Here is a 16,316-nt window from a genome sequence, read left to right as displayed (position 1 = left end):
TCTCCTACCCGCGCAGGAACTTCGACAGTTTGTCGGTTATCGAGTCGTCGCCGAGTTTGAGGTAGTAGGCGTCGCCGCCGTCCTCGTAGTAGTTGTCGATGCGGCGGCGCGTCTCGAAGCCGATGTGCTTGTAGAAGCCCAGCGCGGCCTCGTTCGTCGAGCGCGCGTGACAGGTGACGCTGCCGTAGTCCTCGGCGACGCGGGCGACGAGTCGCTTCCCGAACCCGTGGCCGCGGTAGTCGTCGTCGACGGCGAGAAAGAGGATGTAGCCGTCCCGACGCACGGCGGCGAAGCCGACGAGACGGTCGGACGAGCGGTCGAGATAGAGGTAGACCGTCGAACGGCGGTAGGCGTTTCTGAAGAAGCCTCGCCGCTGTCGGAGCACACCGTCCGCCTCCCGGATGGTCTCCTTGAGTCGCCACGCGTCGTCGACGTACTCGTCGCTCCCCCGGTCGACGACCCGTGTTTCGATGTTGACGCTCACTGCCACTCAGGTAGTAGCGGCACGAATATAATTCCACCGCCCGACACGCTGACGTACAACTTTTTCCGATTGCCTGCCGTGTTCGCTGGCATGAGAGATAGGCGGCCCCCGAGTCGCGTCTCCCCGACGGCGGTCCGAACGACGGCACGGCAGGCGGTCATCACCGGGTTCGCGCTGACGATTCCGCTGCTCGTGACGCTCCTCATCATCGGGTTCGTCGTCAACGCGCTCTCGAACGTGCTCGACCCCATCGTCGCGTTCACCTTCCAGATGACCGGGTCACAGATTCAGCCCTCGGAGACGTCGCCGGTCCTCCTGAAGGTACTCGCACTCCTCGTCCTGTTCGCCGGCATCGTCTCCATCGGGTTCGTCGCCGAACAGCGCTCGGGCAACGGCCGCATCGAGTCTGCCTTCGACGCGACGATGAAGCGCATCCCCGGCGTCGGGTCGCTGTACACGAGTTTCGACGAGATGAGCGACATGTTGCTGGACAGCGACACGCAGAGTTTCAAGGAGGTGGTCCTCGTCGAGTACCCGACCGAGGGGTCGTTCACCGTCGCCTTCGTCACCGCCAGTACGCCCGAGAGCATCGAGGAAGCGACGGACAACGGGGAGATGGTGACGCTGTTCATGCCGATGGCGCCGAACCCGGTGATGGGGGGGTACGTCATCCACGTCGAGATGGACCGCGTGTACGACGTCGACATGACCGTCGAGGAGGGCATCCGCTCTATCGTCACGAGCGGCGTCGCCATCGGAGAGGGGTCCGTCTCGACGCCACTGGGCGCGCACGAATCGACGGCCAGTGCCGGCCACCCCGCACAGGCGCAGTACCAGCCCTCCGGCGCGATGCGCGAACCGATGCCGGAGACGGACTTGCCGGATCGGGAGGCCGCGTACAGCGAGAACATGGACCCCGAACACGCGGAGACGCCGGAGGCGATGGCACGCCGGCAGGACGTGGACGAGACCGTCGCCAGCGACGCCGACCGCCCCGAGGACCTCGAACGGGGTGACGGGACGCTCGGCGACGAGCGCAACCACCCGGCCGACATCCACTCCCCAGAGGGAACCGTCGGCCCGGACGCGGGCACGCCACAGGACCTCGAGCGTGACGAGGAGGAACAAGATTAGGTGTCTCGTGGCCCAAGCCCGGGTATGCAACGCCGTTCGATAGTCACGGGGGTTCTGTTTGGGGTCGCTGTCGTCGCCGGCAGTCGGCCCGCCGCCGCACACGTCGACTACGTCACGGACGGGCCGGGCGCGGCACTCGACGCGCTCGCGTTCCTCGTCGACGTCCTCTCGAACCCGGTGAACGCCGCCATCTTCGGCGTGTCCGGACTCGCGGGCGTCGTGGGCCTCACCGCGTACCTCTGGGTCCGCCCGACCATCACCGACATCGTCATCCTGCGGGAGAAACTCGCCGGCTACGCCGACCTCGTGCCGTGGATGCTCCGACTCGCCGTCGGACTTCCACTCGTCGGTGCGGGCTTTCAGGGGTACCTGTTCGCGCCGACGGTCACCTTCGACCCGAGCGCGAACCCGCTCGTCAGGGTGCTGTTCATCGGCCTCGGCTTCTGTATCCTGTTCGGACTGGCGACGCGCATCGTCACCGCAGTCGGCCTGCTCACGTACGTCTGGGCGCTGACCGTCGACCCGGGCGTCGTCCTCGCGATGGAGTACGTCCCGGCCTTTCTCGCGTTGCTCGTCGTCGGTGGCGGCCGACCGAGCGCCGACGACATGCTACAGGAAGTCGCGAGCACCGAGGGGACGTACTACGGTCGCGTCGACCCGGTCCACCACCTGAAGGCGTTCTTAGACGACGTGACCGACCCGTTCCGCCCGTACGTCCCGACCGTGTTGCGGGTCGGGATGGGCGTCGCGTTCGTCTATCTGGGCCTGTTCCAGAAACTCGCCGAGCCGGGGAGCGGCCTGCTGGTCGTCGAGAAGTACGACCTGACGGCCGTCGTCCCCGTCGACCCCGGCATGTGGGTCGTGGGTGCGGGCGTGACCGAGATACTGGTCGGCCTCGCGCTGATAGCCGGGTTCTTCACCCGGGGGGCGGCCGCCGCGTCGTTCGTCCTGTTCACGACGACGCTGTTCGGGTTGCCCGACGACCCGGTGTTGGCCCACATCACGCTGTTCGGGATGGCCTCGGCCGTCTTCACGATGGGGGCCGGGCCGCTCTCGTTCGACCACTGGTTCGGTCGGCCGGCCGTCGCCGAGGAGGAACCGGTCGTCCCCGCCGACTGACCGGCCCCGGCCATACACATTTGGGCGTCCGCGGCGGACGTTCACACATGGTGACATACGACGCCGGTTCGGTCACGCTCGAACAGGTTCGGGAGTACGTCTGGGAGATTCCCCCGACGGACGGGATGCGCGTGCCGGCGCGAGTTCTGGCGAGCGAGACGCTGCTCGACGAGATTAGCGACGACAAGACACTCGAACAGTTGCAGAACTCCGCCCACCTCCCCGGCGTGCAGAAGCACACGCTGTGTATGCCGGACGGACATCAGGGGTACGGCTTCCCCGTCGGCGGCGTCGCCGGCATCGACGCCGAGGACGGGTGTATCTCGCCCGGCGCAGTGGGCTACGACATCAACTGCGGGGTGCGCATGCTGACGACGCCGCTCGAATACGCCGACGTACAGGGCCACGAGGCGGAACTCGTCGACCGCCTGTTCGCGGCCATCCCCTCGGGACTGGGCGGCGGCGGCGTCTACGAGGGGTCTGTCGAGGACGTCGAGGCCATCCTCGAACGCGGGATGGACTGGGCGCTGGAACACGGTTTCGCCACCGAGGCCGACCTCGAACACTGCGAAGACGAGGGGTACCGCCCCGAGGGCGACGCCAGCGTCGTCTCGCAGAAGGCCAAGAACCGGGGGAAAGAACAGGTCGGGTCGCTGGGGTCCGGCAACCACTTCCTCGAAGTCCAGCGGGTCACGGACGTCTACCGCGAGGAGGTGGCGACGGAGTTTGGCCTCTCGCCGGACCAAATCGTCGTCCTCGTCCACTGTGGCTCGCGGGGCCTCGGCCATCAGGTGTGTACGGACTACCTCCGGAAGATAGAGCAGCGCCACGGCAACTTGCTCGCCCAGTTGCCCGACAAGGAACTCGCCGCGGCACCGGCGGGGTCCCAACTGGCCGACGAGTACTACCGAGCGATGTGCGCGGCCATCAACTTCGCGTGGGTGAACCGCCAACTCGTCATGCACCGGACCCGGGACGTGTTCACCGACCTGTTCGACGTCGACCGGGCGGACCTCGAACTGCTGTACGACGTGGCCCACAACATCGCGAAGAAGGAGGTCCACGACGTGGACGGCGAGGACCGCGAACTGTACGTCCACCGGAAGGGGGCGACGCGGGCCTTCCCTGCCGGCCGGCCCGAACTCCCGGACGCCTACGCCGACGTGGGCCAACCGGTCATCATCCCCGGGAGCATGGGCGCCGGCTCGTACGTCCTCCGCGGGGGCGAGAACTCGCTGGCCGAGACGTTCGGGTCGACGGCCCACGGCGCCGGACGGCTGATGAGCAGGACGCAGGCCAAACAGGAGTACTGGGGCGAGGACGTTCGCGACGACCTGCGGGACCACCAGCAGGTTTACGTCAAGGCCCAGTCTGGGGCGACGGTGGCCGAGGAGGCCCCCGGCGTCTACAAGGACGTCGACGAGGTCGTCCGGGTGTCGGACGCGCTGGGCATCGGTGACCGCGTCGCCCGAACCTTCCCCGTCTGCAACGTCAAGGGCTGATACGGATCGTCGTAGTCTCGTACCGGTATCGCCTGCACCGGTACGGCGATCACCGGTACACAGCTCCGACAATCCGTATGACTCACCCGCCGCTCCACTCGTCCAACTTCGTCCGGTTGCCGCTCCGGTTGTAGTAAATCTCGATGGTGTCTCTCGCGCTCACTCGCTGGCCGTAGGCGTTGCCACTGCTCAACTGTGCGATGTCGCCAGGTTCGACCATCGAGGTGTTGTTCCGGTTCGCGAGTTGCGCCCACGTCACCGTCTTGCTCGGTCCCTCGAACTCGATGTTCCCGGCTTCGAGCGCGTCGCCGCGGCTGTGGGTCACGAGGAGGAGTTCGTTCTCACCGACGTAGTCGTAGGTGAAGTTCGCCTGCGGCCCGGCGCTGCTGTCCTCGTCGACGACGAGGACGTTCAGCCCCACGATGGCCGTCACGAAGATGGTCAGGAAGACGAGCACACCGACGCCTATCGACTCCGACATCCCCACCGTATCCCCGCCGAGACTGCGGCCACCCATTGCCTGTCGGCCACATGGGTGGACGGCGTTAAATGCTGTTCGGCTCCCCGGAGGGGAAAGCACATATCGATCCGGGTCACAGCCCCCCACATGATAGACGAGACGGTCGAGGAAATCGAGGAGATGCAGACACACAGTTCCTCGACGGTGGCGATGAAGGCCGCGAAGGCGTTGCGCACGCTCACGGACCGCGAGTTTCCGACCGTCGAGGAGTACCTCCGGACCTTGGAGCGCAACAGCAACGCGCTCCGTCGGGCCAACCCGTCCCACGCGTCGCTGCACACCACGCAGATAGAGATAGTCGAGGCCGTCACCGACGCCGATCCCGAGGACGTCGCGACCGCGAAGCGACTCACCGAGGAGGCCGTCGAGGCGGCCGTCGACGAAGTCGAGTACGCCAAAGAGCGTGCGGCGGCGCGCGCGGCGGACCTCATCGCCGACGACGAGACGCTGTTGACACACGACTTCTCCTCGACGGTGTTGAACGCCATCGACGACGCACTGGAGGCCGGCCACACCTTCGAGGTGTACACCACCGAATCGCGCCCGCGGTTCCTCGGCCGAAAGATGGCCCGCAAGCTCGCGGAGCGAGACGGGGTGGACGTGACGCTCGTCGTCGACAGCGCCGCGGGCCACTACCTCTCGGAGTGTGACCGCGTGCTCGTCGGGATGGACTGTATCGTCGAGGACACGCTGTACAACCGGGTCGGCACCTACCCCATCGCGACGGCCGCGAACGACACCGGCGTCCCGATGACGGTGGTCGGCGCGGACGCGAAGTTCGTCGACGGCGCGTTCGCCTTCGAGAACGAGTTCCGGTCGCCGGCGGAGGTCCTGCGGGAACCGGCGGAAGGGTTCGACGTGGCCAACCCGGCGTACGACGCGACGCCGACGTCGCTGCTCGACTCTGTCGTCACCGACGAAGCGATACGGGAGTACTAGCGGTCGCTCACGACCGCCTGGCAGTCGGGACACCGGCGAGTCCGCGTGTCGCCGCGCCAGTCGACGTGCCAGTCGCCACCCATCGGGCTCTCGTGGCCACAGGCCGGGCAGAACAGCACGCCCTTCGAACGGCGGTGGGGCGACCGCTGTCTGTCAGCGGCGTCCACCGGGTGGGTTTCGATGGTAGTCATCGACTCTAGGGAGGGGCTGGAGCGGGAAGTATTTGTTGGCAATCTGTTTAATTGTTTACCGAGAAACGGACGAGTATGGTTCACAGGGGTGTGCTACTGACCGATTCGAACATCTATGACGAACTTACATGTACATTCGGTCGTCCGGCACCGACTCTTCGTCGGCCGCCTCCATTCGCTCGGCGAGCGCCCGGTACTGGGCCTCGACGGTGGCGGCGAACGACGCCAGCGGTTCGGTGTCGACGTCCGGCGGTTCGGCGGTCAACTCGAAGTGCGGACGGGTCCTGTCGGCTGACTCCATACTGTCGTCCTCGTCTGCTGCCGTCTAATCGGTTTGGGAGGGGAACGTTTTTCTCGTGGGACCGTTCACTCTGTGCCATGCGTCCCGGTCACGTCGTGTTGTTTCAGGCTCCGACGGCGTCCCCCACGCCGACGGCCGCCGAGGCGACGCAGTCGCTGTTCTCGTGGCTCCCGTTCGAGGTGCCGGTGTGGGCGGCCCAGCTCCTGACGTCGCTCCTCGTCATCGCACTCGCCATCGCTGCCTCCCGCCTCCTCGTCCGCTTGCTCGGCCGGCGCGTCGCACAGCGGTTCCGTCGCCCCAGTCTGACCCGGACGGTCCTCCGGGGCATCCGGGTCGGCGTCTACGTCTTCGCCCTGCTGACCATCATGGGTATCTACGGGCTCGGTATCGGGGATATCGGTCTCTCGGTGGCCGTCTTCTCCGCCGTGGTGGGTGTCGTCGTCGCACCTATCGTCGGGAGCTTCATCTCCGGCGTCTTCCTGCTGGCCGACCAGCCCTACGAGATAGGCGACATGATAGAACTGGCCGACCGGGGCCAGCGCGGGTTCGTCGAGGACATCACGCTCAGGCACACGAAAGTCTTCACGCTCGACAACACGTTCCTCGTCATCCCGAACGGGTCGATGCGGGACCGCGACGTCGTCAACTACTCCGCCGAGGACCCACGGACCCGTCTCTCCCTGGACGTACTGGTCACGTACGAGAGCGACATCGGCGAGGCTCGCCAACTCGTCGAACGAGCGGCCAGAGACGTGGACAACGTCATCGAGGGCGGCCCGAACATCCGGGTGGGCGCGGCCCGCTACCCCGCCGCACCGACGGCGTACATCAACGAGTTCGCCGACCACGGCGTGCTCCTGACGCTCCGCTACTGGGTGACGGAGCCGTACAAACTGCTCACGGCACGGTCGAAGGTCCAGACCAACGTCTGGGACGCGCTGGAGGAGGCCGACGTGGAGATAGCTTACCCCCACTCGCACCTGTACTTCGACGAGACGAGCGGCGAGATGCAGGTGTCGCTGTCCGAGGACGACGCCGCGCGGAGTCCGCCGCCCGACGCTCAGTTCCCGGGTGACCGCGACGCGGAGTAACCCGGGGGCTTGCTGTCGGGACTGACCGTGACGACGTCGCAGTCCAGTTCCTCTCGGAGGAAGTGCTCGATGTCGGGATCGTCGACGAGACGCCGTATCATCGACCGCCAGCGACTCACCTGCTTCGAGCCGATGACGACGACGTCGGCGTTCTGCGCGGCCACTTCGTCGAGAATCGTCTCCTCGACGAGCATGCCCGACCGCACGACGTACCGTGTCCGGGGGAGGTGACCGAACTCCCGTTCGACGGCGCTCTTCAACTGGGACCGCGAGACGTTGTGGCTGTTCTGGTAGAGGTTGACGTGGAGAACGGTGAGGTCCGCGTCCCCTTCCTCGGCGACGCGGATGGCTTCTGCCAGCGTGGCACGCGAGTTCTCGGAGAGGGGATACCGGACCGGGACGACGACCTGTGGCATCGCTGAACGGTTCGGCGTCGGGCGGTAAAACCCTAGCGACGGACCACGCGCCCGGTCACCGACGGGTCGATGCCCTCGCTCCGAGCGTAGTCGGCCAGCACCTCGTACTGGAGCCCACCCACGTCGACGCGGTGGGCCCCGGTGAGGACGGGGAACTCGACCGGCGTGTGGAGCAGGTAGTCCGTCGTCGCGACGGTGTAGGTCGCCTCGGGGTCGACCGGCTCGCCGCCGACGTGAAGCCGTTCGACGGTCCGACTCTCGCGGTCCCAGACGACTTCGAGGCCGCTGAGGTGGGCGTTCCACCAGTCAGGCTCGCCGTACGGGACGACCTGCCCGCTGGCCTGCCGGCAGAGCGTCCGCAGTTCCGCGCCGGTCACCTCGGCGACGACCACGGGTTCCTCGAACGGCACGACGGAGACGAGGTCGGCGACCGTCACGTCACCCGACAGCGGCGTCTCGTCCTCGCGCACGCCGCCACCGTTCTGGAGGCCGACGTCGGTGTCCATGGCCCACCGATAGGCGTCTGCGACGACGTTCCCGATGCGACTCTCGCCGCCGTACGTGTCCATCCGGTCGCGGGAAATCGGTTCCTCGACGGTGGCGACCGTCTCGTTCAGTCCCGTCTCGGCCAGTCGGGCTTCGATGGCCGACGAGACGCGCTCGTCGGGCGCCGCGTCGTCGACGGTCCTGAACTCGGCGGTGGGTTCGGAGCCGTCCAGCGCCACTGTGACGACGCTGTGGCCGTTCGACCCGGGCCGGGCCAGTAGGGTCCCGTCGACGCGTTCGATGCGTCGCTCGTGGACGTGGCCGCCGAGAACCACGTCGACGTCGGTCCGGCGGGCGAGGTCGTCGTCCGCTCGCCCGAGATGGGAGAGCACGACCACGTACTCGGCGCCCGCGTTCCGCAGGGCCGCTTGGGCGTCGGCCACCGCGTCGAACGGGTCGGTGAATGTCAGCGGTTCGGCGGCGGGGCTGGCGTCGCCCGTCTCCGGTGCCGTGACGCCGACGAAGCCCACCCGTGTGCCGGCCACCTCGCGGACGGCCCACGGCGCCGTCTCCTCGGCGAGGAACCGCCCGTCACCGTCCCGGACGTTGGCGGTGAGCCACGTCTGTGGCGACGCCTCGACGACGGCCCGCGTGGCGTCGAGGCCGTGGTCGAAGTCGTGGTTGCCGAACGTCTCGAACTCGGGGTCGACGGCCGAGAAGAGGTCGAGCGCCTGTCGCCCGTTGGTCACCAGTGAGAGGACACCCGGCGCGGTGTTGTCACCGGTCCCGACGAGCAGCGCGTCCGGGCCGTCGAGCGATTCGAGCGTGCCGGCCAGCCGACCGATTCGGTCGGGGTCGTCGTAGGCGTTCTCTACGTCCGAGTAGTGGACGAGGCGGGGACCCATCACTCTCAGTAGCGTGACAGAGCGACAAAGCCGTTCCGCCGTGGGTGACCGGGCCGCCCGAGATTGCGAACTGGTAGGGCAGTTACCATTTCCCGAGAGCGTTATGAACCCCTACACTGTACCGTCCTCATGGATGGGTCGAACCCCAGAGGTGACGGTGAGCCAACTATTTGTCGCGGCTGTAAAGACGCGTTCAGGTTGATAAGCGTCCTGCCACTCGCCGGCGAGTTACAGTACTGTCCGACGTGTTTCGAGGCGTACCTCGACCGATGACGTAGCGACCCCTCGACGCCACGAGTGACGCGGAACCGGTATCGGGAGTGACCGCGCCTCGCCGTCGACTACCGCAGTGATTTAGCCGCTGGGTCTGCACACTCCGGTATGGACGCACGCGACGGTCCGGACGGGACGACGCTGTACGTGGACCGCGAGGACGGCGACATCGGCACGAAGGGCCCCTTCTACGTCGTCTACCGCGACGAGGACAGAGACCGCCGCTGGGGCTACTTCTGTGGCAACTGCGAGACGTTCAACAACGCGATGGACTCGATGGGTCGCATCCGCTGTAACGACTGCAGCAACCTCCGGAAGGCCGAAGAGTGGGACGCGGCCCACGAGTAACGCCGCGACGGCCGCTCTCGTGTCGTCTGATTGTCGAGTGGGAACGTTTATGCTACCCCCACTGGTAGACGGTGACAGATGGGGGCCGTTACCACATCACTCGGCGAGCAGGCCCAGTCGATATTCGACGATATCGGGTACACCGTGTCGCGCACCGACAGTGGATTGCGGGCAGAACACAAGTGGCGCGTCGTCCGAGTCACCGTACTCGAAGACGACGAGACGCTACCGGAGACAGGTGACATGCGTTGTTTCGTCACGTGGTCCTCGGAAGCGACGGCACTCGGCAGACGTCTCACACGGATGGACGTCGAGTACGAGTGGGCGGTCATCGGTGTCCGGGAGGACGGCGACTACGACATCGTCCGTCCCGGGACCAGTACTTAGTGACGCCCCTGCCGACGTAGGGGCGTGCAGACGAATATCGTCGCCGACGCGCTCGAACAGTTCCTCACGGACGTCCAGACGGTCCTCCCGGACCTGATAACTGGACTCGTCTTTCTGGTCATCGCGGCCGTGACTATCAAAGTCGTCATGTTCGCGGTGCGAGCGATACTCGAACAGGCGCTCCCCGGTGAGGCCCCGGTGTATCGGCAGTTCATCGCGACTATCGTCCTCGTCTTCCTCTGGTTCGGCGTCGCGCTCTCCTTCCTCTCTATCGTGGGCCTCACGCTCGTCGCCGCGTCGCTGGGGACGGCGACCGGGTTCCTCGCACTGGGTGTCTCCTACGCGCTCTCGGGCATGATCGCCGACGCCGTCGCTGGCGTCTACCTACTCCGGGACCCGGACTTCAACCCCGGCGACACCGTCACCGCGGGCGACACGACGGGGGAGGTGACGGCTATCGAACTCCGGAAGACTCGCTTCGACGTGGAGGGCGATACGGTGGTTCGAGCCAACGCGGACATCGAGAAACGCTGGACGAAAGTGTCCGACGACGCCTGAATCGGGTAGTGGAGGCCTACCCCTGCGTGTGGTTGTACACCCGTTGACACGCGATACTTAAGAGTGTCGACGTCGAAGGAGAGCACATGTTCGTGGGGCATGCCCTGCTGGCGTTCGCCATCGTGGCACTCGGGGCGAGACGACTGGACGTGCGCCCGAAGCGTGCGCTCCAGCTCGGCTTCGTGGGCGGCCTGTTCGCCGCCGTGCCCGACGTGGACGTGGTGTACGCACCCGTCGGACTGTTGCTGCGCTCCGTCGAGACGGTCGGCCCGGACGTGTTCTGGGAGACGGCCAACGTCATCCACCGGGGCCCGACCCACTCGCTGGTGCTGGGTGCGGTCCTCGCCGTCGCCGTCGGCCTGTGGGCGCTCGGGACCCGGCCCGCCAGAGCCGCGTCGGTGTCGCTCCTGACGCTCCTCGTCGCCGTGGCGGCCGCGGTCACCGGGAGCGTCGGCGCCGTCGTCGTCCTCGTGTTCGTCCTCTCCGGCCTCTGTGTCGGTGTCGTGACCCAGCGTTTCGACCTGCGACCGCGGACGGTGTTCGCCGTCGCGTTCGTCGGCCTGCTCTCACACCCCTTCGGTGACCTGTTCACCGGGTCGCCGCCGGCACTGCTGTACCCGTTCGACGTGGTGCTGGTCGCGGAGCGAATCGCGCTCCACCCCGACCCGACGGGGCACCTGCTGGCGGCGTTCGCCGTCGAACTGGGGGCGGTGTGGCTGGCCGTCTGGACGTACGCCCGCCTCACTGGTGTCCGCCTGCCCGCGCTCGTCAACCCGCGGGCGTCGCTGGGCGCCGGGTACGCCGCCGCGGCCATCATGCTCCCGGCGCCGACGCTGGAGCAATCCGCCCACTTCGTGTTCAGTGTCCTCGCCATCGGCGTCGTCGGTGCCCCGGTCCGGCCGTTCACCCGCGGCGTCGACGCACTGGAGGCCCTCGTCACCGGACTGGCGGCCGTCACCGTCGCGGCGCTCGCGTACGCTCTGGCGTACGGCGTGCTCTGACCTGCCGATAGTGTTTTCCACGCAGGGGCGTACCAGACGGACATGAGTCCCGACGTGACCGAGTTGTTGCGCGACCGCAAGGCGAACGCCGTGTTGAGTTGGGCCGTCGTCGCGATACTACTGGTGGTGGTCGTCGGCAGCGCGCTCGGCGCCCAACCCCTCTGGGCCGCCTTCGCGGCCGCTGTCGCCGCCCTCGCGCTCCTCCCGCCGACGTTACTCTGGAACCGGGACGCGATGCTCCCGTGGGAGATACTCTTCCTCGCCGCCCTCCCGGTCGTCGGCCGTCTGTTCGCGACGGTGCCGGTCACCGGCAACCTCGCGACGTACCTCTCCGTCGCGGCCATCGCGCTCATCGTCGCCGTCGAACTCCACGTGTTCACCCCGGTGAAGATGACGCCGCGGTTCGCCGTCGTCTTCGTGGGCGTGACGACGATGGCCGCCGCCGGCGTCTGGGCCGTCGTCCGCTGGACCGCCGACCAACTACTCGGGACGACGTTCATCTTAGACCCCGCGCTGACCGAACACGCCATCGAGCGCGCACTCATGTGGGAGTTCGTCGCGTCGACCATCGCCGGCGTCGGGGCCGGCGTCATCTTCGCCTACTACGTCCGGCAACAGATTGGGACGGCCCGGGTCCCCGAGGAGGTGCAGCCCGACCTATGAGGATTCGGGACTACCTCGGTATCAGTTCGCGCCGACAGCGGCAGGCCTCCCGAGCGATGACGTTCGCGATGGTCGGTATCCTCGCTATCGGTATCGAGCGCGGCAGCACCGGCGTCATCGTCAACACCGGGGTCGGTCTGTTGGTGACGCAACTGCCGACGGTGCTCGAACGAGACTTCGGTATCACGCTGGACCCCGCACTCACGCTGTGGATAACGTCGGCGGTGTTCCTCCACGCCGTCGGTGTCCTCGGTCTGCCGGGGTCGGAGACGAACTTCTACGCCGGCATCTGGTGGTGGGACCACGTCACGCACGCCCTCTCCTCCTCTATCGTCGCCGCCGTCGGCTACACGACGGTCCGGGCAATCGACCGCCACTCAGAGGAGATCTACCTCCCGCCCCGGTTCATGTTCGTGTTCATCCTGTTGTTCGTGATGGCGTTCGGCGTCTTCTGGGAGGTCATCGAGTTCACCATCACGCTGGTCGCCGAGGCGTCGGGGAACGACACTATCCTCACCCAGTACGGCCTCGGCGACACGATGCTCGACCTCGTCTTCGACACCGTCGGTGCCGTCGTCGTCGCCGTCTGGGGCACGGCCCACCTCACCGACGTCGTCGGCTACGTCGAGGGGTGGCTGGAGACGCGAACCAGCTAGGCCGACCGTAGCTTTATGTCCTAACCGTGTGATTCGTTAGCACGCTATGGTGTTCAAGAAAATCACACTCATCGGAACGAGTTCGGAGAGCTTCGACGCGGCCGCCGACGACGCCATCGAGCGTGCGGAGGCGACGCTGGACAACCTGAAGTGGGTCGAAGTGGACGAACTCGGCGTCGAGATAGCGAGCGTCGAGGGTCGCGAGTACCAGGCAGAGGTGACGGTGGCGTTCGAACTCGAAGACTAGGTCCGGAACGACTCGCCGCAACCGCATTCGCTGACGACGTTCGGGTTCTCGACGTGGAACCCGGCGCCCTGCAGTCCCCCTTCGTAGTCGAGTACCGACCCTTCGATGTAGTCGATGCTCGCGCCGTCTACGAACACGCGCAGGCCGTGGCGTTCGTAGACGGTGTCGTTCTCCTCGGGTTCGTGGTCGAAGCGCATCCCGTAGGAGAGGCCGGCACAGCCGCCCTGCTGGACGAACAACCGCAAGCCGGCGACGTCCGTGTCCATGTCCTCACTCTCTAGGAGCGCTATCGCTTCCTCGGCGGCCTCCTCGGTGACGCCCACGTCCTCGCCTCCGAGTTGTGGTTCGCCGTCGACGGTACTGCTCATACAGTTAGATGTGCGTCCGACCGTGTTAACCCTGACGCCGGTCACGGCGTTCGCGACGCGCGCTACTCGAACCGCTTCCGCACGCTCTCGGCGTGCGCTTCCAGCCCTTCGGCCTCGGCGAGGGTCGTAATCGTCTCGCGCAGGTCGCCGAGCGAGTCCTCCGAGAGGCGCTGGACGGTCGTCGACCGGACGAACGTGTCCACTGAGAGGCCGCCGGTGACCCGTGCGGCGCCACCTGTCGGGAGGACGTGGTTCGTCCCGGCGGCGTAGTCGCCGGCCGCGACGGGGCTGTACGGGCCGAGGAAGACGGAGCCAGCGGACGGAATCCGGTCCAGCAGGGCCTCGTCGTCCTCGGCCTGTATCGAGAGGTGTTCGGCGGCGTACTCCTCGGCGAAGAGGACGGCTTCGCTCATGGAGCGAGCGAGGAAGACACCGGAGGCGTCGTTGTCCAGTGCCCCCCGAATCACGGATTCGCGGTCCCGTTCGGCGGCCTGTTCCTCGACAGACTCGGCTACCGCGTCTGCGAGGTCGGCGTCGTCGGTGACGGCGACGACGGAGGCGTTCTCGTCGTGTTCGGCCTGTGCGACGAGGTCCGCTGCGACCAGTTCCGGGTCGGCCTCGCCGTCGGCGACGACCATGATTTCGGAGGGGCCGGCGAGGAAGTCGATGGCCACGTCGCCGCGCACCTCGGCCTTCGCGGCCGTGACCCAGCGGTTGCCGGGGCCGACGACGATGTCCGTCGCGGTCACCGTCTCCGTGCCGTACGCGAGGGCGGCGATGGCCTGCGCGCCGCCGACCTGATAGACTGCGTCCGCGCCGGCGACGTGGATGGCCGCCAGCGTGACCGGATTCACTTCGTCGGCGGGCGGCGTGGCGACGGCGACGTGTTCGACGCCGGCCACCTTCGCGGGGATGACGCCCATCAGCGCGCTAGAGGGGTAGGCCGCCGTGCCGCCGGGAGCGTAGACGCCGGCGCTGTCGAGCGGTCGGAACCGACGGCCGAGTTCCCGTCCCTCGAAGTCCTCGCGCCAGTCCTCGGGCACCTGTCGCTCGTGGAACGCCCGGACGTTCTCGGCGGCGTCCTCGATGGCCGCGCGCACGTCGTCGTCTATCTCCTCGTAGGCGCGCTCTGCGGCGTCGGTGATGTCGACGTTCCCGACTTCGACGTCGTCGAACTCGCTGGCGAACCGGCGGAGCGCCACGTCGCCCTCTTCGCGGACCTGTCCGACGATGTCGCGGACGTCGTCCCTGACCGCGTCGACGCCCGCATCCCGGTCGAACAGGGCCGACCGTTCGTCGGGGCCGAGGTCGGCGACACTGCGTACGTTCATACACGCTCAACGTGACGGGCGGAAAAACGGGTTTCCCTTCGTCGGTGCTCAGGGCGTGACGGCGAGTACCGTCTCGTCCTCGCCGGCGAAGGCGTGCGAGTCACCGACCGAAAGGCGGGTGAGCCTCGACTCGGCGGCGAACGACCACGCCGTCTCGCCCGTGTCGGCGTCGAGTGCGAGGACGTGCCGGTCCCGGTCGTCCTCGCTCGCCGAGCGCTGTATCACCAACTGACCGTCGAGCAGACCGGACGGGCGGGCCAGATACGCGTCCACTGGCGTCTGCCACGCTACCTGTCCGTCCGACAGTGAGATAGCGGCGGCCTCCTCGTTGACGACGTACAGCGTGCCATCGGCCACTGGCGCGTCGTAGACGGTCGCGCTCACGTCGGCGCTCCACCGGACCTCACCCGTGGCCGGGTCGAGGCTCGCCACCGAGTCGCCGGCCACGAGCAACTGGTCGCCGACGGCCTGTGTCGTGTACGCGTTCCACTCCTCGAACGTCCACCGTCGCTCACCCGCCTCGGCGTCGATTCCGTGAACGGTCGGTTGCCGCGGATCCTCGGCGCTCACGAGGGCGACGGTGTCGCCCACTACGGAGAGGGTGCGGTACTGATACTCCGGTATCGAGTACTCCCACGCGACGGTGCCGTCCCTCTCGAAGGCGTAGAGCCTGCCGTAGGCGGGGACGTACACGCGCTCGTCGGTGATCAGGCCGCCCCTCGGGTCGCCGATCTCGACGGCCCACTGTTCGGTCCCATCGGCGAGTGAGAGCGCGTACAGCGTCTGCCCCGAGGACTGGACGTGGTCGTCCGCGGTGGCGACGAATGCGGTGTCGCCGTCGGCGCCGACGACGTCGAGCCACCAGTCCGTCGGTGAGAACGTCCACCGGCGCTCGCCGGAGTCGGCGTCGATCGCGTGGAGCGTGTGAGCGGCGTTCAGCCCCTCGGCACCCGCCACGGTCAGTACCGTCTCCCCGGCGAGGACCGGCGCGTTCTGAACCGTCCGTTCGGCGTCGTACGTCCACTGTTCCGTCCCGTTCGAGGGGGACAGCGCGGCGACCGTCCCGTCCTCCGTCCCGACGTAGACGCTGTCGCCGGCCGGCGTCGGTGTGGTGACGACGGGCGCCCGGAGCGAACGGGTCCACGCGACGTGGTCGGCCGACGCGTACCGGTCCGTCTCGTCGGTCGGCGTCGCCGACTCGTCGGTGCTGTTCGACGACCCCGTCGCCGGGTCGTCGGTCGTCGGATTTTGGCTTCCGTCGGTCAGACACCCGGCAACGCCGGTGGTCGCCGCGAGTGCGAGGAACGCGCGTCGAGAGGGCATACGCTCCTCTCCTGTCGAGAGTGGTACATACTTTCTGGACGGTTCGACGAGGATTTGAGTGACCCGAGGGGTG

At 67.3% G+C, this 16,316-nt stretch carries 21 protein-coding genes; 12 read left to right on the top strand and 9 right to left on the bottom strand.

Annotated elements, in window-relative coordinates:
- Positions 1-4: 4 nt before the first annotated feature.
- Positions 5-484, bottom strand: coding sequence for a GNAT family N-acetyltransferase (locus EGH21_RS10835; protein ID WP_220618488.1), 480 nt, complete (start codon positions 482-484; stop codon positions 5-7).
- A gap of 90 nt (positions 485-574) precedes the next feature.
- Here EGH21_RS10835 and EGH21_RS10830 point away from each other — a divergent pair, with 90 nt between their 5' ends.
- The 3 genes from EGH21_RS10830 to EGH21_RS10820 are packed head-to-tail and all read left to right on the top strand — an operon-like array spanning position 575 to position 4,239.
- A complete protein-coding gene (locus tag EGH21_RS10830; protein ID WP_220618487.1) occupies positions 575-1,618 on the top strand; it encodes a DUF502 domain-containing protein in 1,044 nt (347 codons plus the stop codon).
- A 24-nt stretch (positions 1,619-1,642) separates the two neighbouring features.
- Complete coding sequence (locus EGH21_RS10825; protein WP_220618486.1) at positions 1,643-2,737, top strand: DoxX family protein; 1,095 nt, start codon at positions 1,643-1,645, stop codon at positions 2,735-2,737.
- Between the two features lie 47 nt (positions 2,738-2,784).
- Positions 2,785-4,239, top strand: coding sequence for an RtcB family protein (locus EGH21_RS10820; protein WP_220618485.1), 1,455 nt, complete (start codon positions 2,785-2,787; stop codon positions 4,237-4,239).
- Positions 4,240-4,321: 82 nt separating this feature from the next.
- Here the strand turns inward: EGH21_RS10820 and EGH21_RS10815 are convergent, their stop codons facing one another.
- Complete coding sequence (locus EGH21_RS10815; protein WP_220618484.1) at positions 4,322-4,756, bottom strand: type IV pilin domain-containing protein; 435 nt, start codon at positions 4,754-4,756, stop codon at positions 4,322-4,324.
- A 90-nt stretch (positions 4,757-4,846) separates the two neighbouring features.
- Here EGH21_RS10815 and EGH21_RS10810 point away from each other — a divergent pair, with 90 nt between their 5' ends.
- Complete coding sequence (locus EGH21_RS10810; protein ID WP_220618483.1) at positions 4,847-5,698, top strand: eIF2B alpha/beta/delta subunit family protein; 852 nt, start codon at positions 4,847-4,849, stop codon at positions 5,696-5,698.
- On the opposite strand, the gene EGH21_RS10805 is transcribed toward EGH21_RS10810, so the two are convergent.
- Positions 5,695-5,889, bottom strand: a complete 195-nt coding sequence (locus EGH21_RS10805; protein ID WP_220618482.1) for a DNA repair protein RadA — start codon at positions 5,887-5,889, stop codon at positions 5,695-5,697. The genes EGH21_RS10810 and EGH21_RS10805 overlap by 4 nt on opposite strands.
- 124 nt (positions 5,890-6,013) lie before the next feature.
- On the bottom strand, positions 6,014-6,190 hold the full coding sequence (locus EGH21_RS10800) for a hypothetical protein (RefSeq protein WP_220618481.1): 177 nt from the start codon (positions 6,188-6,190) through the stop codon (positions 6,014-6,016).
- A gap of 77 nt (positions 6,191-6,267) precedes the next feature.
- Between EGH21_RS10800 and EGH21_RS10795 the strand changes: the two genes are divergently transcribed.
- Complete coding sequence (locus tag EGH21_RS10795) at positions 6,268-7,281, top strand: mechanosensitive ion channel family protein (protein ID WP_220618480.1); 1,014 nt, start codon at positions 6,268-6,270, stop codon at positions 7,279-7,281.
- Here the strand turns inward: EGH21_RS10795 and EGH21_RS10790 are convergent.
- Together EGH21_RS10790 and EGH21_RS10785 are read right to left on the bottom strand one after the other, a co-directional pair.
- Positions 7,251-7,697 (bottom strand): universal stress protein, encoded by a 447-nt coding sequence (locus tag EGH21_RS10790; protein ID WP_220618479.1) that lies wholly within the window; start codon positions 7,695-7,697, stop codon positions 7,251-7,253. The genes EGH21_RS10795 and EGH21_RS10790 overlap by 31 nt on opposite strands.
- Positions 7,698-7,729: 32 nt before the next feature.
- Positions 7,730-9,088 carry a bifunctional metallophosphatase/5'-nucleotidase gene (locus tag EGH21_RS10785; RefSeq protein WP_220618478.1) on the bottom strand — a complete coding sequence of 453 codons (1,359 nt, stop codon included), beginning with the start codon at positions 9,086-9,088 and terminating at the stop codon, positions 7,730-7,732.
- Between the two features lie 381 nt (positions 9,089-9,469).
- Between EGH21_RS10785 and EGH21_RS10780 the strand changes: the two genes are divergently transcribed.
- From EGH21_RS10780 to EGH21_RS10750, 7 genes are all read left to right on the top strand, one after another.
- Positions 9,470-9,709, top strand: coding sequence for a DUF5816 domain-containing protein (locus tag EGH21_RS10780; RefSeq protein ID WP_220618477.1), 240 nt, complete (start codon positions 9,470-9,472; stop codon positions 9,707-9,709).
- A 78-nt stretch (positions 9,710-9,787) separates the two neighbouring features.
- Complete coding sequence (locus EGH21_RS10775; protein ID WP_220618476.1) at positions 9,788-10,096, top strand: DUF7116 family protein; 309 nt, start codon at positions 9,788-9,790, stop codon at positions 10,094-10,096.
- Between the two features lie 24 nt (positions 10,097-10,120).
- Positions 10,121-10,654 (top strand): mechanosensitive ion channel domain-containing protein, encoded by a 534-nt coding sequence (locus EGH21_RS10770; protein WP_220618475.1) that lies wholly within the window; start codon positions 10,121-10,123, stop codon positions 10,652-10,654.
- A gap of 86 nt (positions 10,655-10,740) precedes the next feature.
- Positions 10,741-11,655, top strand: coding sequence for a metal-dependent hydrolase (locus EGH21_RS10765; RefSeq protein ID WP_220618474.1), 915 nt, complete (start codon positions 10,741-10,743; stop codon positions 11,653-11,655).
- Between the two features lie 42 nt (positions 11,656-11,697).
- Complete coding sequence (locus tag EGH21_RS10760; protein ID WP_220618473.1) at positions 11,698-12,318, top strand: hypothetical protein; 621 nt, start codon at positions 11,698-11,700, stop codon at positions 12,316-12,318.
- Positions 12,315-12,974, top strand: coding sequence for a DUF2238 domain-containing protein (locus EGH21_RS10755; RefSeq protein WP_220618472.1), 660 nt, complete (start codon positions 12,315-12,317; stop codon positions 12,972-12,974). The genes EGH21_RS10760 and EGH21_RS10755 overlap by 4 nt, the downstream gene beginning before the upstream one ends.
- Before the next feature lie 46 nt (positions 12,975-13,020).
- A complete protein-coding gene (locus EGH21_RS10750; RefSeq protein WP_166970634.1) occupies positions 13,021-13,221 on the top strand; it encodes a dodecin in 201 nt (66 codons plus the stop codon).
- Here EGH21_RS10750 and EGH21_RS10745 read toward each other — a convergent pair.
- The 3 genes from EGH21_RS10745 to EGH21_RS10735 form a co-directional block, all read right to left on the bottom strand.
- A complete protein-coding gene (locus EGH21_RS10745) occupies positions 13,218-13,589 on the bottom strand; it encodes a HesB/IscA family protein (RefSeq protein ID WP_166970632.1) in 372 nt (123 codons plus the stop codon). The two genes, EGH21_RS10750 and EGH21_RS10745, sit on opposite strands and share 4 nt — an antisense overlap.
- A gap of 62 nt (positions 13,590-13,651) precedes the next feature.
- Entirely contained in the window at positions 13,652-14,920 is a 1,269-nt protein-coding gene (hisD, locus tag EGH21_RS10740; protein WP_220618471.1) for a histidinol dehydrogenase, read from the bottom strand.
- A gap of 48 nt (positions 14,921-14,968) precedes the next feature.
- Complete coding sequence (locus tag EGH21_RS10735) at positions 14,969-16,243, bottom strand: outer membrane protein assembly factor BamB family protein (protein ID WP_220618470.1); 1,275 nt, start codon at positions 16,241-16,243, stop codon at positions 14,969-14,971.
- Between the last annotated feature and the right edge of the window lie 73 nt (positions 16,244-16,316).

Origin of the sequence: Haloarcula rubra (genome assembly GCF_019599465.1) — an archaeon.
Classification (GTDB): domain Archaea; phylum Halobacteriota; class Halobacteria; order Halobacteriales; family Haloarculaceae; genus Haloarcula; species Haloarcula rubra.
Note: the sequence above shows the minus strand (reverse complement) of the source record. Positions and strands in the feature narration are given on the sequence as shown.

Excerpts from the sequence above, each read along its gene's own strand:
- EGH21_RS10830 (WP_220618487.1), top strand. The coding sequence starts at position 575 with ATGAGAGATAGGCGGCCCCCGAGTCGCGTCTCCCCGACGGCGGTCCGA.
- EGH21_RS10825 (WP_220618486.1), top strand. The coding sequence starts at position 1,643 with ATGCAACGCCGTTCGATAGTCACGGGGGTTCTGTTTGGGGTCGCTGTC.
- EGH21_RS10820 (WP_220618485.1), top strand. The coding sequence starts at position 2,785 with ATGGTGACATACGACGCCGGTTCGGTCACGCTCGAACAGGTTCGGGAG.
- EGH21_RS10815 (WP_220618484.1), bottom strand. The coding sequence starts at position 4,756 with ATGGGTGGCCGCAGTCTCGGCGGGGATACGGTGGGGATGTCGGAGTCG.
- EGH21_RS10810 (WP_220618483.1), top strand. The coding sequence starts at position 4,847 with ATGATAGACGAGACGGTCGAGGAAATCGAGGAGATGCAGACACACAGT.
- EGH21_RS10805 (WP_220618482.1), bottom strand. The coding sequence starts at position 5,889 with ATGACTACCATCGAAACCCACCCGGTGGACGCCGCTGACAGACAGCGG.
- EGH21_RS10800 (WP_220618481.1), bottom strand. The coding sequence starts at position 6,190 with ATGGAGTCAGCCGACAGGACCCGTCCGCACTTCGAGTTGACCGCCGAA.
- EGH21_RS10795 (WP_220618480.1), top strand. The coding sequence starts at position 6,268 with ATGCGTCCCGGTCACGTCGTGTTGTTTCAGGCTCCGACGGCGTCCCCC.
- EGH21_RS10790 (WP_220618479.1), bottom strand. The coding sequence starts at position 7,697 with ATGCCACAGGTCGTCGTCCCGGTCCGGTATCCCCTCTCCGAGAACTCG.
- EGH21_RS10785 (WP_220618478.1), bottom strand. The coding sequence starts at position 9,088 with ATGGGTCCCCGCCTCGTCCACTACTCGGACGTAGAGAACGCCTACGAC.
- EGH21_RS10780 (WP_220618477.1), top strand. The coding sequence starts at position 9,470 with ATGGACGCACGCGACGGTCCGGACGGGACGACGCTGTACGTGGACCGC.
- EGH21_RS10775 (WP_220618476.1), top strand. The coding sequence starts at position 9,788 with ATGGGGGCCGTTACCACATCACTCGGCGAGCAGGCCCAGTCGATATTC.
- EGH21_RS10765 (WP_220618474.1), top strand. The coding sequence starts at position 10,741 with ATGTTCGTGGGGCATGCCCTGCTGGCGTTCGCCATCGTGGCACTCGGG.
- EGH21_RS10760 (WP_220618473.1), top strand. The coding sequence starts at position 11,698 with ATGAGTCCCGACGTGACCGAGTTGTTGCGCGACCGCAAGGCGAACGCC.
- EGH21_RS10755 (WP_220618472.1), top strand. The coding sequence starts at position 12,315 with ATGAGGATTCGGGACTACCTCGGTATCAGTTCGCGCCGACAGCGGCAG.
- EGH21_RS10750 (WP_166970634.1), top strand. The coding sequence starts at position 13,021 with ATGGTGTTCAAGAAAATCACACTCATCGGAACGAGTTCGGAGAGCTTC.
- EGH21_RS10745 (WP_166970632.1), bottom strand. The coding sequence starts at position 13,589 with ATGAGCAGTACCGTCGACGGCGAACCACAACTCGGAGGCGAGGACGTG.
- hisD (WP_220618471.1), bottom strand. The coding sequence starts at position 14,920 with ATGAACGTACGCAGTGTCGCCGACCTCGGCCCCGACGAACGGTCGGCC.
- EGH21_RS10735 (WP_220618470.1), bottom strand. The coding sequence starts at position 16,243 with ATGCCCTCTCGACGCGCGTTCCTCGCACTCGCGGCGACCACCGGCGTT.